Source organism: Blastococcus sp. SYSU DS0669 (assembly GCF_054050895.1).
The window spans coordinates 114,595-129,441 of sequence record NZ_JBJHAE010000010.1; the positions used below are offsets into that span (position 1 = coordinate 114,595).

A 14,847-nucleotide genomic window follows, 5' to 3' on the forward strand; every position below is an offset into this window, starting at 1 on the left:
AGCGGTCACCGCACCATGATCGCGGCGGGACGGGCGGTGAGCTGACGGCGCACCTGCTCCACCATCGCCTCCGCGCGGCGGTAGACGTCGACCGCGGTGAAGTGCAGGAGCCGCCAGTCCCGCTCGCTCAGCCAGTTGTGGCGGTCGCGATCGGCGGCGAGCTGCTGCCGGGTCATGTGCGCCTCCAGCCCGTCGAACTCCGCTCCGACGCGGTGGTCCTCCCACCCGACGTCGAGACGGTGCCGTCGGCCGCCGTCCTGGACCTCGAGCTGGACGGCCGGCGGCGGCAGACGGGCCGCCAGGAACCGCCAGCGCATCCGGGACTCCATCGGTGACTCGGACCGACCGTCAGCGGCCGGGATCAGCTCGTCCAGCCGTGCCACCCCGCGGAGCCCGCGCTGGCGCACCCGCTCGTGGGCGAGCTGCTCGCGCGTGCAGGCGCCTGCGCGCAGGGCCCGGTCGAGGGTCGCGAGCGCATCGATCGGCGCGCCGAGCCGGGCGACGTCGCATGCCGTGCGCGCACCCGGCGTGCACCAGACTCCGTCCAGGAAGACCGCATCGGCGGTGTCGAGCGCCGACGGGTGCACCTGGAGCTGCCGCAGCAGCCGGTTGTCCATCTCAGCCGGCCCCAGGAAGTGCAGACGGTCGGTGGCGGCCGCGGTGTCCGACCGCAGGTCGAACCCCCACAGGAGGGCCGCTGTGCTGTGGCAGGCGACCAGGTCGCCGCCGAGCCAGAGCGCGGCGGCCCGGACCAGCACCGGGATCTCCTCGGGCAGCTCGCCGTCGACGTAGATCCCCCGCCAGGGCGTGCGCCGCCAGCGGCCGCTGCGCAGCACCGCCCGGATCCGCGCCGGCGAGTGCCACTCGAGCGCCTGCTCCCGCGTGAACACACCGCCCTGGCGGGCCACCAGGCGCACGAAGCTCTGCGACATGCCGCCGACGTTGGCCCGTCATCTCGAGGCTCGGAGGCATCACCCGGAACCTGTGGACAGGGCCGACGATGGGGATCGACGCAGCCTCCGCCGCCGATCATGGCGCCGCGACCACTGCTGCGCCGCATCGAGTGGTCGCCGCGCCATGATCGCGGGGGGAGACGCGGGTCAGCCGGCGCGGAAGGTGTCCAGGACCTGCCGGGCGGCCAGGGCCGGGGTGAGCTCGCCGGCGAGCACCGCCTTCTCGAGGTCGGGCACGGCGGCACGGACGCCGGGGTGGGCGCGCAGCGCGTGCTCCAGCCCGTCGCGCACCAGCTGCCAGGTCCAGCGCACCTGTTGCGCGCGGCGGCGCTCGTCGAACTCCCCCGAGACCTTGGCCCGCTCCTGGTGCTCGAGGAGCTTGGCCCAGACCTCGTCCAGTCCCTCGCCGGTGAGCCCGGCGCAGGTGAGCACCGGGACGTCCCAGCCATTGCCGCGCCCGCGCAGCAACCGGATCGCCTGGGCGAGCTCCCGGGCGGCCTTCCGGGCGTCCGCGGCGGCCGGCCCGTCGGCCTTGTTGACGGCGATGACGTCGGCGATCTCGAGGATGCCGCGCTTGATGCCCTGCAACTGGTCGCCGGTGCGCGCGATCGTCAGGAAGAGGAACGAGTCGACCATCTCGGCGACGGTGATCTCCGACTGCCCGACGCCGACGGTCTCGACCAGGACGACGTCGTAGCCGGCCGCCTCGACCACGACCATCGACTCGCGGGTGGCCTGCGCGACCCCGCCCAGGGTGCCCGACGTCGGCGAGGGCCGGATGAAGGCGTTCGGGTCGACCGCCAGCCGCGCCATCCGCGTCTTGTCGCCGAGGATCGAACCGCCCGACCGCGCCGACGACGGGTCGACGGCGAGCACCGCGACCTTCGACCCGGCCCCCGTCAGGTCCACCCCGAGCTGGTCGATGAACGTCGACTTCCCCACGCCGGGGACGCCGCTGATGCCCACGCGGCGCGCTCCCCCGGCGTGCGGCAGCAGCTCGACCAGCAGCTCCTGCGCCTTCTCGCGGTGGTCGGCCCGCCGCGACTCCACCAGGGTGATGGCCCGCGCCACCACCCGGCGGTCCCCGGCCAGCACCCCCTCGACGAGGACCGGGACGTCGACCTCTCGAGCCATCAGTGACCGAGACGGGAGGACAGCGTCCGCAGCAGCTCCTGCGCCGCCTCGGCGATGACCGTGCCGGGCGGGAAGACCGCGGCGGCGCCCATCTCCTTCAGCGTCGGCACGTCGTCGGGCGGGATGACACCGCCGACGACGATCAGCACGTCGTCGGCACCGAGCTCGGCCAGCGCGTCGCGGAGCGCCGGCACCAGCGTGAGGTGGCCGGCCGCGAGCGAGGAGACGCCGACGACGTGGACGTCGGCCTCCACCGCCTGGCGGGCGACCTCGTCCGGGGTCTGGAACAGCGGGCCGACGTCGACGTCGAAACCGAGGTCGGCGAACGCGGTCGCGATGACCTTCTGGCCGCGGTCGTGCCCGTCCTGGCCCATCTTGGCCACCAGGATGCGCGGCCTGCGACCCTCGGCCTCGGCGAACTCCTCGGCCAGCCGCCGCGTCTCCTCCATGGGCCCGGATGCTCCTGCCTCGTCGCGGTAGACCCCGGAGATGGTGCGCACCTGACCGGCGTGCCGGCCGTAGACGACCTCGAGGGCGTCGGAGATCTCCCCGACGGTCGCCTTGGCCCGCGCGGCGTCGACGGCGAGCTTCAGCAGGTTGCTGTCGAGGTCGTTGCCACGCGTGCCGTCGGCGGCGGCGCGGGCGGCGTCGGTGAGCCGGCCCAGCGCCTCGGTGACGGCGCGGCCGTCGCGGTCGGCGCGCAGCTGCTCGAGCTTGGCCTTCTGCTGGGCGAGCACGTCGGCGTTGTCGACCTTGAGCACCTCGATCGCCTCGTCGGCGTCGACCCGGTACTTGTTCACGCCGACCACCGGCTGGCGGCCGGAGTCGATGCGGGCCTGGGTGCGGGCCGCCGCCTCCTCGATGCGCAGCTTGGGGATGCCGTCGTCGATCGCCTGGGCCATCCCGCCGTGCTCGGCGACCTCCTGGATGTGCGCCCAGGCGCGGCGGGCCAGGTCGTAGGTCAGCTTCTCCACGTACGCGGAGCCACCCCACGGATCGACGACGCGGGTGGTGCCCGACTCCTGCTGCAGCATCAGCTGGGTGTTGCGGGCGATGCGGGCGGAGAAGTCCGTGGGCAGCGCGAGCGCCTCGTCCAGGGCGTTGGTGTGCAGCGACTGGGTGTGCCCCTGGGTGGCTGCCATCGCCTCCAGGCACGTGCGGACGACGTTGTTGTAGACGTCCTGCGCGGTCAGCGACCAGCCCGAGGTCTGCGAGTGGGTGCGCAACGACAGCGACTTGGGGTTCTGCGCGCCGGCCTCCTTCACCAGCTTCGCCCACAGCAGCCGCCCGGCCCGGAGCTTCGCGACCTCCATGAAGAAGTTCATGCCGATGGCCCAGAAGAAGGACAGCCGCGGCGCGAAGGCGTCGACGTCCATGCCCGCGGCCTGGCCGGCCTTCAGGTACTCGACGCCGTCGGCGAGCGTGTAGGCCAGCTCCAGGTCGGCCGTCGCCCCGGCCTCCTGGATGTGGTAGCCCGAGATCGAGATCGAGTTGAACTTCGGCATCCGCTGCGAGGTGAACGCGAAGATGTCGCTGATGATCTGCATCGAGGGCTTGGGCGGGTAGATGTAGGTGTTGCGCACCATGAACTCTTTGAGGATGTCGTTCTGGATGGTGCCGGTCAGCTGACCCGGCTCCACCCCCTGCTCCTCGGCCGCCACGATGTAGAGCGCGAGCACCGGCAGCACGGCGCCGTTCATCGTCATCGACACGCTCATCTTGTCCAGCGGGATGCCGTCGAACAGCTGCCGCATGTCCAGGATCGAGTCGATGGCCACCCCGGCCATGCCGACGTCGCCGGGGACCCGGGGGTGGTCGGAGTCGTAGCCGCGGTGGGTGGGCAGGTCGAAGGCGATCGACAGCCCCTTCTGCCCGGCGGCGAGGTTACGCCGGTAGAAGGCGTTGGACTCCGCCGCGGTGGAGAAGCCCGCGTACTGGCGGACGGTCCACGGCTGGGTGGTGTACATCGTCGGGTAGGGGCCGCGCAGGAACGGCGGCAGGCCGGGCAGGGTCTCGAGGAAGTCCAGGCCCTGCAGGTCGGCCGGGGTGTACAGCGGCGGGACGGAGATCCCCTCGGGGGTCTCCCAGGCCGCCTCCTCGACGCTGCGGCCGGTCGCCTCCTCGAACGCCTTGGCCCAGTCGCCGGCCGAGGCACCCGCGGAGGGTGCGCCCAGCTCCACGGAACCGAAGTCGGGGATGCCGCTCATGCCCGCTCTCCTTCCAGACCCAGCTCGGAGTGCACCGTGCGCAGCGCCGCGAGGGCGTCGCACCCGGCGTGCACGTACCCGTCGACGCCGTCGACGGCGAGGTCGGGCTTGCCCGCCAGCCACACCTGGGTGGCGCCGGCCGCCTTCAGCTCCGCCGCCAGCCCGGCCGCGTGCTCGGCGTAGTCCTTGTCGGTGCCGCAGATGCAGGCCACGGTCGTGCCCGCGCCGGCCAGCGCGGTGGCGCCGTCGCCGGCCGGGGTCGCCAGCCCGCCGGCCTGGAACAGGTTGGCCGCGAAGCTCGCCCGGGCGGTGTGCCGGGCGATGGGGCCCAGGGTCGCCAGGTAGACGGACGGCCGCTCCCCCGCAGCGTCGGCCGCGTCGCGCAGCGCCTCGAACTCCTGCGCCGCGCGCACCCGCGGCAGCCCGCCGGTCGCCGGCAGCACCTCGGCGGCCGGTCGGCGCTCGGGCAGCTTCTCGGTGAGGTTGGGGAACTCGCTGACGCCGGTGATCGCGTCCGCTCGGGTGGCCAGCCGCTTTGCCCTCGCGTCCCAGGCCTGCGCGATCCGGTCGCGGACCAGCCCCAAGGCCAGCGCCGCCGACAGCCCGCCGGCCCGCTCGATCTCGGTGAACCACGCCCAGGCGGCGCGGGCCAGCTCGTCGGTCAGGGACTCCACGTACCAGGAGCCACCGGCGGGGTCGAGCACCCGGCCCAGGTGGCCCTCCTCGACGAGGAGGTTCTGGGTGTTGCGCGCGATCCGGCGGGAGAAGGAGTCCGGCAGGCCCAGCGCGGCGTCGAACGGCTGCACGGTGACCGCGTCCGCGCCCCCGACACCCGCGGCGAAGCAGGCCACGGTCGTGCGCAGCATGTTGACCCACGGGTCGCGCTTCGTCGTCATCACCGAGGAGGTGACGGCGTGCTGCCGCTGGGCGCGGGCCTCGGGCGAGGCGCCGCTCACCTCGCCGACGCGGTCCCACAGCCGGCGGGCGGCGCGCAGCGCGGCGATGGTCGTGAACTGGTCGGCCGACGCGGCGTAGCGGAACTCCAGCTGGGCGGCGGCCTCGTCGACGGTCAGCCCGCCGTCCGTGAGGGCGCGCAGGTAGGCGAGCCCCGCGGCGAGCGAGCAGCCGAGCTCCTCCACCACCGAGGCACCGGCGTCGTGGAAGACCGTGCCGTCGACGACGACGGCGCGCAGGGCGGAGCCGGGCCGACCAGCACCGTGGGCGGCGGCGCGGCGGGCGACGTCGGCGAGGCCGGTCAGGTCCTGCCGCTCCCCGGAGGCTGCCTCGACGCCCAGCGGGTCCAGGCCGAGCGAGCCGCCGGACGCGAGGTCGGAGCGCCCCTCGACCAGGTCGAGGAAGGCCGCGGCGGCCGGGAACCCACCCTGCACGGTCACCGGCGCGAGGTCGAGGTAGACGTCGGCGAGCACCTCACCCAGCGCGTCGACCGGGATCGCGCCCTCGCCGAGCACCAGCCACAGCGAGGTGACGCCGTTCTCCAGGTCGGCGGCGATCGCCTCCTTCGTCACCGCGACGTCGGGGTGCGCGTGCCGCTGGCGGATGTCCCACCCGCCGGACGCGCCGCCCTCGGCGCCGCCGGACGCCGTGACCTCGGCCGAGCCGGCCGGCCCGCCGGCGGGGCGGGCACCGCGCACGAACGGCGGCAGGCCCGGGACGCCGATCCCCGCGGGGAGGTCACCGGCGTCCTCGGCGGTGTAGAGGGGGGCCACCGAGACACCCGGGGCCACCGGCCGGCGCAGCGCGTCCTCGACCGGGTCGGGGAGCTCCTCGCGACCGGCCTTGCGCAGCACGCCGGCCACGAGCTCGCGCCACTGGTCGCGGGTCACCGCGTCGAACTCGCCCGCGAGCGCGAGGTCCTCCGGGACCGCGTGCTCGGCCGGCACCTCGGCGTCAGCCGCCGCCGGCCCCTGGCCGGTCGTCTCGTCGGTCGTGCTCATCCTGGGGTTCCCGCCTCTCGTCGACGGCTCGTCGGGCAGAAGTGTCTCCGGGAGCGGGTCTGCGCGTGCGAGGGGGTGCCCCGGAGCTGCCCGGGGACGGTTCGGCGTCGGCCTCCAGCGCGAGCAGCGCGGTGCGGGCGAGCAGCCGCACCCCGACGCCGATGGCCCGCTCGTCGACGTCGAAGGTGCCCCGGTGCAGGTCCAGGGGGGCGCCGCCGCCATGGGTCCCCAGCCGGGCCAGCGCGATCGGCATGACGTCGGCGAACCAGCCGAAGTCCTCCCCGCCCATGCTCTGCGGCGAGAGCAGGAGGTTCTCCGCGCCGACGGTGCCCAGCGCGGCCGAGCGCAGCAGCGCCACGGCACGCGGGTCGTTGACCACCGGCGGCACCCCGCGGACGTAGTCGACGTCGACCTCGGCGCCGGTGGTGGCGGCGACCCGCGCCACGAGGGAGCGCATCAGCTCCTCGGCGTCCTTCCACGCCTCCCGGTCCAGCACCCGGACGGTGCCCCGCAGCGTCCCCCGCTGCGGGATGGCGTTGGCCGCGACACCGGCGTTGACCGCGCCCCAGACGAGCGACATCCCCGTCCGCGGGTCGACCTGGCGGGAGAGCAGCCCGGGCACGTCGGTGATGATCCGCCCGAGCGCATCGACGAGGTCGACGGTCATCTGCGGCCGGGCGGTGTGCCCGCCGGGCCCGGTGAGCGTGACGTCCATCCGGTCGCAGGCCGCGGTGATGGGGCCGGTGCGCAGCCCGATCCTCCCGGCGGGGATGGACGGGTCGCAGTGCAGCGCGAAGGCGCGGGATGCGCCGTCGAGGACGCCGGAGGCCACCACCTCGGTGGCCCCGCCCGGCACCGTCTCCTCGGCCGGCTGGAAGACGCAGCGGACCGTGCCGGGCAGCCCGTCGAGCGAGGCGAGCGCGACGGCGACGCCGAGGACCACCGTCGTGTGCACGTCGTGGCCGCAGGCGTGGGCCAGACCCTCGCGGGTGGAGGCGTACGGCACGTCCTTGAGGTCCTTCAGGGGGAGCGCGTCGATGTCGGCCCGCAGGACGACGATCGGTCCCCCGCCCGCGCCGACGTCGACGCTGAGGCCGGTGCCGGTCGGCAGCCGGCGCGGGACCAGCCCGTGGTGGCGCAGCCGCTCCTCGAGGAAGGAGGTCGTCTCGAACTCCGCGTAACCGAGTTCGGGGTGGGCGTGCAGGTGCCGCCGGGTGGCCGACAGCGCGGGCCCGTTCGCGGCGACCCACTCGTCGACCGCGGCGCCCAGCTTCTCGACGACCGGGGTCATGCGGCGTGCCCGCCCTCGCACGAGGCCGGACCCGGCACCGGGCCGTCGGGCTGCCCGGCGGGGCCCGAGGAGGGCAGCCCGTCCCGGAGCTCGGCCAGCAGGCCGTCCACGACCGGCGCCAGGTCGCCGTCGTTCGCCAGCGCCACCGCCCGCTGCCGCTGGTAGGAGGCGCCGACCTCCAGCACGCGGAGCACGTCGGCGAGCTCGGCCTCGCAGTCCAGCCGCTTGGCCGTGGGCATCAGCTCCTCGACCAGCTCGGTGATCGCCTCGCGCACCGGCCGGACGGCGTACTGCTCGTCGACGATGATCTCGGCGTCCAGGCCGTAGCGGGACGCCCGCCACTTGTTCTCCCGCACGACCCACTCCTCGGGACGGGGCAGGGTGTAGCCGCGGTCGAGCTGGGTGTCGAACTGCTCGACCAGGCACTGGGTGAGGGCGGCGACCGCCCCGATCTCGTCGAGGGTGGGCAGGCCGTCGCAGATGCGCAGCTCCACGGTGCCGAAGTCGGGGTGGGGCCGGATGTCCCACCACACCTCGCGGACGCTCTCGATGCTCTTCGTGGAGATCAGCGTCTCCATGTACTCCTCGAACTCGCCCCAGCCGTCGAGCTGGAAGGGCAGCCCCGCGGTCGGCATGCCCTCGAAGATCTTCGTGCGGGCCGAGGCCAGGCCGGTGTCGCAGCCGACCCAGAACGGCGAGGACGACGACAGCGCCAGGAAGTGCGGCACGTACTGGCACAGCGCGTTGACGATCGGGATGACCTTCTCCGGCGCCCGGACCCCGACGTGCACGTGGACGCCGAAGATCTGCAGCCGGCGGGCCAGCCACTGCATGCGCTCGACGAGCTGCCCGTAGCGCTCCTTCGGCGAGATCTCCTGGGTCTGCCAGTCGGTGAACGGGTGGGTGCCGGCGCAGAGCAGCCCCAGCCCCCGTTCGTCGGCCGCGGCGACCACCTCGGCCAGGGTGCCCGCCAGGTCGGCCTTCGCCTCGCGCACCGTGGTGCAGACGCCGGTGATGATCTCGATGGTCGACTGCAGCAGCTCGTGCTTGGCCTTGGGGTGCTCGTCGGCCCCCTCGGGGCGCATCGCCTCGAGGATCTCGACGGCACCGGGTGCGAGCTCGCGCGTCTCGCGGTCGACGAGCTGCAGCTCCCACTCCACGCCGAGGCTGGAGCGCTCCGAGCTACGGAAGGGGATCTCCACCTCCGGGAGTCTAGAAGGACCTGCCTGCCCCCCGTCCTTCGCTCGGCTCGGCGGAGGCCCCTGCAGGCAGGCAGTCCCAGCCCCCGACGGGTCGGGCTCCCCGGCCGGCCGCGCCGGCCAGGCGTCGAGGACGGCGTCCGCCCGTCGTGCCCACCGGGCGCGGCGGGCACCCACCGCGTTTCCCGGGCTGCGTTAGCGTCCCTGCGTGAGCGAGCTCCCCGGAACCGACCCCACCGCCCTGGCCGCACAGGCGGCCGACGCCCTGACCACCGCGCTCGGCGGCCCGCACGACGTCGCCGTCGTCATGGGCTCGGGCTGGGCACCCGCCGCCGACGCGTTCGGCGAGGCCGCCGGGTCGGTGGCGATCGGCGACCTGCCCGGCTTCGCGGCCCCGACCGTCGTCGGGCACGGCGGCGAGATCCGCTCGGTGCGGGTCGGCGAACGGAAGGTGCTGCTCTTCCTCGGCCGCACCCACTACTACGAGGGGCGCGGCGTCGAGGCGGTCGCCCACGGGGTGCGGACGGCGGTCGCCGCGGGCGTGAGGACGGTCGTCCTGACCAACGCCGCGGGCGGGCTGGCCCCCGAGCACCGGGTCGGCCAGGCCGTGGTGATCTCCGACCACCTGAACCTGACCGCGCGCTCCCCGCTCGTGGGCGCAAACTTCGTCGACCTCACCGACCTCTACTCCTCGCGGCTGCGCGCGATCGCCCGGGAGCTCGACCCCTCGCTGGCCGAGGGCGTCTACGCGCAGCTCCCCGGCCCGCACTTCGAGACGCCGGCCGAGATCCGCATGCTGCGCACCCTGGGCGCCGACCTCGTCGGCATGTCCACCGCGCTGGAGGCGATCGCCGCCCGGGCCGCGGGCGCGGAGGTGTTCGGCCTCTCGATGGTCACCAACGCCGCCGCGGGGATCACCGGCGAGGCGCTGAACCACGAGGAGGTCCTCGCGGCGGGCAAGGCGGCCGCGGGACGGCTCGGGGAGCTGCTGGTGCGGCTCATCGAGCGGCTGCCGTGACCGGCCACGAGGCGTCGCCGTCCGGCCCGGTCGTCCTCACCGGCGCGGCCGGGCGGATCGGCACGGTCCTGCGGGGCGGGCTCCCCGAGCGCGGGTGGGCGGTGCGCAGCCTCGACGTCGTCCCGGTGCCCGAGCCCCGGCCCGGCGAGGAGCACCTGGTCGCCGACGTCACCGACCTCGACGCGATGACCGGTGCGCTGCGGGGCGCCGCGGCCGTCGTCCACCTGGCCGGCGTCGTGGGCGAGTCCACCTGGCCGGCGATCAGCCACGCGAACATCCAGGGCACGTACGCCACGGTCGAGGCAGCTCGCCGCGCCGGCGTCCGGCGCGTGGTGCTGGCCAGCAGCAACCACGCCAGCGGTTTCACCGCACGCCCCGCGGAGGGGCTGCTGCGCGAGGTCGACGCGCCGCCGCGGCCGGACACCTACTACGGCGTCGCCAAGGTGGCGATGGAGGCGCTCGGGTCGCTCTACGCCGACCGGTACGGCATGGAGGTCGTGTGCCTGCGCATCGGCAGCGCCTTCCCGGAGCCGACGACGGTGCGCATGCTCGCCACCTGGCTCTCCCCCGCCGACACCGTCTCCCTGGTGGACGCGGCACTGCGGACGCCCGACCCGGGCTGCACGGTGGTGTGGGGCGCCTCGGCCAACACCCGCAACTGGTGGGACCTCACCGCTGCGCGCGCCATCGGCTACGAGCCGGCCGACGACGCCGAGGTGTACGCCGAGGCCCTCATCGCGGCCCAGGGCGAGCCGGACCCCGAGGACCCGGTGCACGCGCGGGTGGGCGGCCAGTACACGCTGCCGGAGTTCGACGCCGAGAACGTCGAGGCGGCGGGGGGCCGGTTGTGACCGACGTCGTGACGCAGGCCCGCGCCTGGGCCGACGCCGATCCGCACGAGGGCGACCGCGCGGAGATCCTCGCGCTGGTCGACGCCGGCGACACCGCCGAGCTCGCCCGCCGCTTCTCCGGTCCGCTCACCTTCGGGACGGCGGGGCTCCGCGGTCCGCTGCGGGCCGGACCGGCCGGGATGAACGCCGCCGTGGTGCTGCGCGCCGCGGCCGGGGTGGGCCGGTACCTGCTGGACACCGGGGAGGGCGGCGGCACCGTGGTGATCGGCTTCGACGCACGGCGGCGGTCCGACGAGTTCGCCCTCCTCTCGGCCCAGGTGTTCTCGGGGCTGGGGTTCCAGGTGCAACTCATGCCGCGCCCGCTGCCCACCCCGGTGCTGGCCTTCGCCGTCCGGCAGCTCGATGCCGCGGCCGGGGTGATGGTCACCGCCAGCCACAACCCGCCCGACGACAACGGCTACAAGCTCTACCTGCGGGGCGGGGCGCAGCTCGTGCCGCCGGCCGACCGCGCGATCGAGGAGTCGATCGCCGCGGTGGGCCCCGCGCGGGAGATCCCCCTCGCCGGCGGCCACGGGGTCCTGGGCGACGACGTCCTCGCCGAGTACGTCACGGCGGTCGTGCGGGCGCTGGATCCCGAACGGGTGCCGGCCGCCGACCGGGCGGCGCTGCGCGTGGCCTACACCGCCATGCACGGGGTGGGCGCGTCGACGACCCGGCTGGTGTTCGCCGCAGCGGGGTTCGCGGAGCCGGCCGGCGTGCCCGAGCAGGACGCACCCGATCCGGCGTTCCCGACGGTCGCCTTCCCGAACCCGGAGGAGCCCGGGGCGGTGGACCTGCTCACTGCGCTGGCCGAGCGGTCCGGGGCCGACGTCGCCATCGCGCAGGACCCCGATGCCGACCGCTGCTCGGTGGTCGTGGGCGGGCGGCAGCTGACCGGTGACGAGGTGGGGGCGCTGCTGGCCGACTGGCTGCTGCGCCGCGGGGTGCGCGGCACCTACGCGTCCTCGCTGGTGAGCGGCTCGCTGATGCACGTCGTCGCCGAGTCGCACGGCGTCCCGTCGGAGGAGACCCCGACCGGCTTCAAGTGGATCATGCGCGCGGGCTCCGACGCCGCGCCGCTGGTGTTCGGCTACGAGGAGGCGCTGGGCTACTCGGTGGCTCCGTCGGTGGTGCGGGACAAGGACGGCATCTCGGCGGCGCTCGCGGTGGCCCTGCTGGCGGCGGAGCTCAAGGCCGGGGGCCGCACGGTGCTGGACCGGCTGGACGAGCTGGCCACCGAGCACGGCCTCTTCGTCACCGGCCAGCTGTCGGTGCGGGTCGAGGACCTCTCGGTCATCTCCGGGGCGATGGCTCGGCTGCGGTCGCGGCCGCCGTCGTCGCTGCTCGGCCGGCCGGTGGAGTTCGCCGACCTCGCCGGGTCCACCCCACCGGTGGACGCCGTCCGCCTGCTGGGCGACGGCGTGCGGGTGATCGTCCGGCCCAGCGGCACCGAGCCCAAGCTCAAGGCGTACCTGGAGACGGTCGTCCCGGTGCACGACGACGCCGGCCTGATCGCCGCACGCGGCCGCGGCGCCGACGAGCTGGACCAGCTGCGGGCGGAGATGAAGGCGGCGCTGGGCTTGTGACCCCCTGCCGCCGCGACGTCGCGGCGGTCACCCCGGGACGCGCTCGCGGCACCCCGTGTCCAGGGCGCGGGCCGCCGTCGCCAGGACCGCCACGACGTCCCGGCCGAACCCCACGTCGCAGGGGTGGGTGCCACCGGCGATCGCTGCGGAGGTCAGCTCGTCGACGGCGACGGCGAAGGCGTCCACCGGGGCCTCGACATCGGGCAGGAGCACCAGCCGGCCGGCGTCGCCGTGGACGAAGAACTCGATGCCGGTCGACATCGGCGCCACCGTGTGCGACAGGGTCACGGTGGAGGCCGTCCCCGATTCGTGGGTGAGCACCAGGTGGACGGTGTCGTGCACCCCGGCCCCGGCCTGCACCGCGACGACGGGCCCCAGCGCCGGCAGGAACAGCGACAGGGCGTGCGGGCCGATGTCCCAGAGCGCGCCGTGCTGCTGCCGCCACGACGAGGCGCCGAACGGGGAGCCGGCGATGGACGACAACCAGGACCCGGCACCGCCGGCGAGCTCCGTGCGGGCCGCCTGGGTGAGCCAGGTCGACGTCGCGGTCTGGAAGCGGAACGTGAAGAAGACGACGGAGGCGACGCCGGCGTCGCGGACGGCGGCGACCACCCGGTCGGCGGCGGCGACGTCGAGGGCGACGGGCTTCTCGAGCAGCAGGTGCTTGCCCGCGGCGGCGGCGCGCTCGGCCAGCGGCGCCTGCACGTGCGGCGGCAGCGCGATGGCGACGGCGTCGACCTGCTCCAGCAGCTCGTCGAGGTCGGCGAAGCCTGGGACGTCGAAGTCGGCGGCCACCGCTTCCGCCTTGGCGACGTCACGGCCCCAGACGCCGACCAGCTCGGCGGAGGGGTGCCCGGCCAAGGCGGTCGCGTGGATCTCCTTCGCCCAGAAGCCGGTGCCGAGCACCCCGAACCTCACGGTCAGACCGCGCCGAACTGGCGGTCGCCGGCGTCGCCGAGCCCCGGGACGATGTAGGCCTTGTCGTTGAGCCCCTCGTCGACGCTCGCGGTGAACACCCGCAGCGGCAGGCCGCTCTCCTCGAGACGACGGAGGCCGTCGGGCGCGGCGAGGGCGCAGAGCACCGTGATCGACGTCGTGCCCCGGGCGGTGAGCAGCTCGCAGCAGTGCACGAGCGAGCCGCCGGTGGCGAGCATCGGGTCGAGCACGAAGACGTCGCGGCCGACCAGCGACTCGGGCAGCGAGGCCATGTACGCCTCCGGCTGGAAGGTCTCCTCGTTGCGGGCGAGCCCGACGAAGCCCATCTGGGACTCCGGCAGCATCCCGTGCGCGGTGTCGGCCATCCCGAGACCGGCGCGGAGCACGGGGACGATCAGCGGCGGGGCGGCCAGCCGGTACCCGGTGGTCGTGGTGACCGGGGTGGTGATCGGCTCCTCCGCGATGGCGAGATCGCGGGTGGCCTCGTAGACCAGCATCTGCGTCAGCTCGCGGAGCGCGGCGCGGAACATGGCGTTGTCCGTCCGCTCGTCACGCATCTTGGAGAGACGGGCACGGGCCAGCGGGTGGTCGACGACGGTCAGCTGCACGCCGGACACCGTATCGGCCGGCACGGCAGAGCCGGGCGCCGTCCTCGCAGCCCCCGTCGTGCACACGAGACAGGGCTCAGCCCGCGCGGGAATTGGCCGACTCCGCGGTGATGCGGGGGAGGACGAGGATCTCGGTGCCGTCGGGCCGGTAGGTGCGCCATCGGCCGTCGGGTCGTCGTTCGACGCGGAACCCGTGGTGGATCTTGGTGTGGTGCCGTTCGCAGAGCAGGGCTGAGTTCTCCAGCGAGGTGTCCCCGCCGTCGGCCCAGTGCACGAGGTGGTGGACGTCGCACCAGTGGGTGGGGGCGTGGCAGCCTGCGAACACGCAGTGCCCGTCGCGGGCCTCCACCGCGCGGCGCAGGTGGGCGGGGACGACGCGGTGGGCCCGACCGACGTCGAGGGGCTGGCCCTCGGGGCCCAGCACGATGCGGGTGACGGTGCCGTCGCAGGCCAGCCAACGGGCCCGGGCCGCGGAGATCGTCGCGCCGAAGCCGAGGGTGGCCGCGCCGGTGCCGGCGTCCGGGTCGATGAGGTCCTCCAGGTCCACCCGGACCACCACCTGGGGTTTGTGGGTGCGCAGCACCGGCAGGGCGCCGGCGGCCAGGGCGTTGTCGGCGAGCTGCACGAACGCGTCGCCCTGCTGCTGGGCCCGGGTCCGGGTGTCCCCGGCCGGCCGGTCGGCCTGCACCACCGACTCCAGCGCGGCCTGCACCTTCTCCCCGCCCACGGCGTCCAGTTCGCCGCGGAAGGAGACCGACCCGTCGGCGTGCTTGACGAAGGTGAGGGAGCGTCCCTCGGTGGGATCGGGCTCGGGGCCGTCAGGGTCCAGCCGGGCCAGGTAGTGGGCCACCACCTGGCGCAGCTCGGCGTGCGGGCGGGTGGCGGCCACCTCCGCCAGTGCCGCGTCCACCCCGGCCAGGTCCACGCCCTGGGCTTGGGCGGCGGCCAGGTTGGCCGGGGCGGCCACCGGGGCGATCACCGCCAGGGCCTCCGGCGGCAGGGCCCCGGGGGGGGGGGGGGGGGGGGGGGGGGGGGGGGGGGGGGGGGGGGGGGCGGGGGCGGGCCGGGGC

The 14,847-nt window shown here is 75.0% G+C and carries 12 protein-coding genes; 3 read left to right on the forward strand and 9 right to left on the reverse strand.

Annotation, left to right across the window (positions count from 1 at the left end; genetic code table 11):
* Positions 1-5: 5 nt before the first annotated feature.
* The 6 genes from ACI792_RS12440 to ACI792_RS12465 all read right to left on the reverse strand — a co-directional run bounded on the left by ACI792_RS12440 (position 6) and on the right by ACI792_RS12465 (position 8,742).
* A complete protein-coding gene (locus ACI792_RS12440; RefSeq protein WP_456602858.1) occupies positions 6-932 on the reverse strand; it encodes a hypothetical protein in 927 nt (308 codons plus the stop codon).
* A 168-nt stretch (positions 933-1,100) separates the two neighbouring features.
* A complete protein-coding gene (meaB, locus tag ACI792_RS12445) occupies positions 1,101-2,087 on the reverse strand; it encodes a methylmalonyl Co-A mutase-associated GTPase MeaB (RefSeq protein WP_456602859.1) in 987 nt (328 codons plus the stop codon).
* On the reverse strand, positions 2,087-4,294 hold the full coding sequence (gene scpA / locus ACI792_RS12450) for a methylmalonyl-CoA mutase (RefSeq protein ID WP_456602860.1): 2,208 nt from the start codon (positions 4,292-4,294) through the stop codon (positions 2,087-2,089). The genes meaB and scpA overlap by 1 nt, the downstream gene beginning before the upstream one ends.
* Complete coding sequence (locus tag ACI792_RS12455) at positions 4,291-6,249, reverse strand: methylmalonyl-CoA mutase family protein (protein WP_456602861.1); 1,959 nt, start codon at positions 6,247-6,249, stop codon at positions 4,291-4,293. The genes scpA and ACI792_RS12455 overlap by 4 nt, the downstream gene beginning before the upstream one ends.
* Positions 6,203-7,540, reverse strand: coding sequence for an amidohydrolase (locus tag ACI792_RS12460; RefSeq protein ID WP_456602862.1), 1,338 nt, complete (start codon positions 7,538-7,540; stop codon positions 6,203-6,205). Before ACI792_RS12460 ends, ACI792_RS12455 begins: the two co-directional genes overlap by 47 nt.
* Positions 7,537-8,742 (reverse strand): glutamate--cysteine ligase, encoded by a 1,206-nt coding sequence (locus tag ACI792_RS12465; protein WP_456580693.1) that lies wholly within the window; start codon positions 8,740-8,742, stop codon positions 7,537-7,539. Before ACI792_RS12465 ends, ACI792_RS12460 begins: the two co-directional genes overlap by 4 nt.
* Before the next feature lie 205 nt (positions 8,743-8,947).
* Here ACI792_RS12465 and ACI792_RS12470 point away from each other — a divergent pair, with 205 nt between their 5' ends.
* Genes ACI792_RS12470 through ACI792_RS12480 form a run of 3 tightly spaced genes read left to right on the forward strand, consistent with a single transcriptional unit; the run spans position 8,948 to position 12,233 of the window.
* Complete coding sequence (locus ACI792_RS12470) at positions 8,948-9,757, forward strand: purine-nucleoside phosphorylase (RefSeq protein ID WP_456602863.1); 810 nt, start codon at positions 8,948-8,950, stop codon at positions 9,755-9,757.
* The gene (locus tag ACI792_RS12475; RefSeq protein ID WP_456602864.1) at positions 9,754-10,608 is read left to right on the forward strand and encodes an NAD-dependent epimerase/dehydratase family protein; all 855 of its coding nucleotides are present in this window, start codon (positions 9,754-9,756) and stop codon (positions 10,606-10,608) included. The genes ACI792_RS12470 and ACI792_RS12475 overlap by 4 nt, the downstream gene beginning before the upstream one ends.
* On the forward strand, positions 10,605-12,233 hold the full coding sequence (locus tag ACI792_RS12480; RefSeq protein ID WP_456602865.1) for a phospho-sugar mutase: 1,629 nt from the start codon (positions 10,605-10,607) through the stop codon (positions 12,231-12,233). The genes ACI792_RS12475 and ACI792_RS12480 overlap by 4 nt, the downstream gene beginning before the upstream one ends.
* A gap of 27 nt (positions 12,234-12,260) precedes the next feature.
* Here the strand turns inward: ACI792_RS12480 and ACI792_RS12485 are convergent, their stop codons facing one another.
* The 3 genes from ACI792_RS12485 to ACI792_RS12495 form a co-directional block, all read right to left on the reverse strand.
* The gene (locus ACI792_RS12485; RefSeq protein WP_456602866.1) at positions 12,261-13,151 is read right to left on the reverse strand and encodes a Gfo/Idh/MocA family protein; all 891 of its coding nucleotides are present in this window, start codon (positions 13,149-13,151) and stop codon (positions 12,261-12,263) included.
* 2 nt (positions 13,152-13,153) lie between these two features.
* Complete coding sequence (upp, locus tag ACI792_RS12490; protein WP_456580698.1) at positions 13,154-13,777, reverse strand: uracil phosphoribosyltransferase; 624 nt, start codon at positions 13,775-13,777, stop codon at positions 13,154-13,156.
* A 76-nt stretch (positions 13,778-13,853) separates the two neighbouring features.
* A complete protein-coding gene (locus ACI792_RS12495; RefSeq protein ID WP_456602867.1) occupies positions 13,854-14,756 on the reverse strand; it encodes a DUF222 domain-containing protein in 903 nt (300 codons plus the stop codon).
* Positions 14,757-14,847 lie beyond the last annotated feature (91 nt).

Excerpts from the sequence above, each read along its gene's own strand:
- ACI792_RS12440 (WP_456602858.1), bottom strand. The coding sequence starts at position 932 with ATGTCGCAGAGCTTCGTGCGCCTGGTGGCCCGCCAGGGCGGTGTGTTC.
- meaB (WP_456602859.1), bottom strand. The coding sequence starts at position 2,087 with ATGGCTCGAGAGGTCGACGTCCCGGTCCTCGTCGAGGGGGTGCTGGCC.
- scpA (WP_456602860.1), bottom strand. The coding sequence starts at position 4,294 with ATGAGCGGCATCCCCGACTTCGGTTCCGTGGAGCTGGGCGCACCCTCC.
- ACI792_RS12455 (WP_456602861.1), bottom strand. The coding sequence starts at position 6,249 with ATGAGCACGACCGACGAGACGACCGGCCAGGGGCCGGCGGCGGCTGAC.
- ACI792_RS12460 (WP_456602862.1), bottom strand. The coding sequence starts at position 7,540 with ATGACCCCGGTCGTCGAGAAGCTGGGCGCCGCGGTCGACGAGTGGGTC.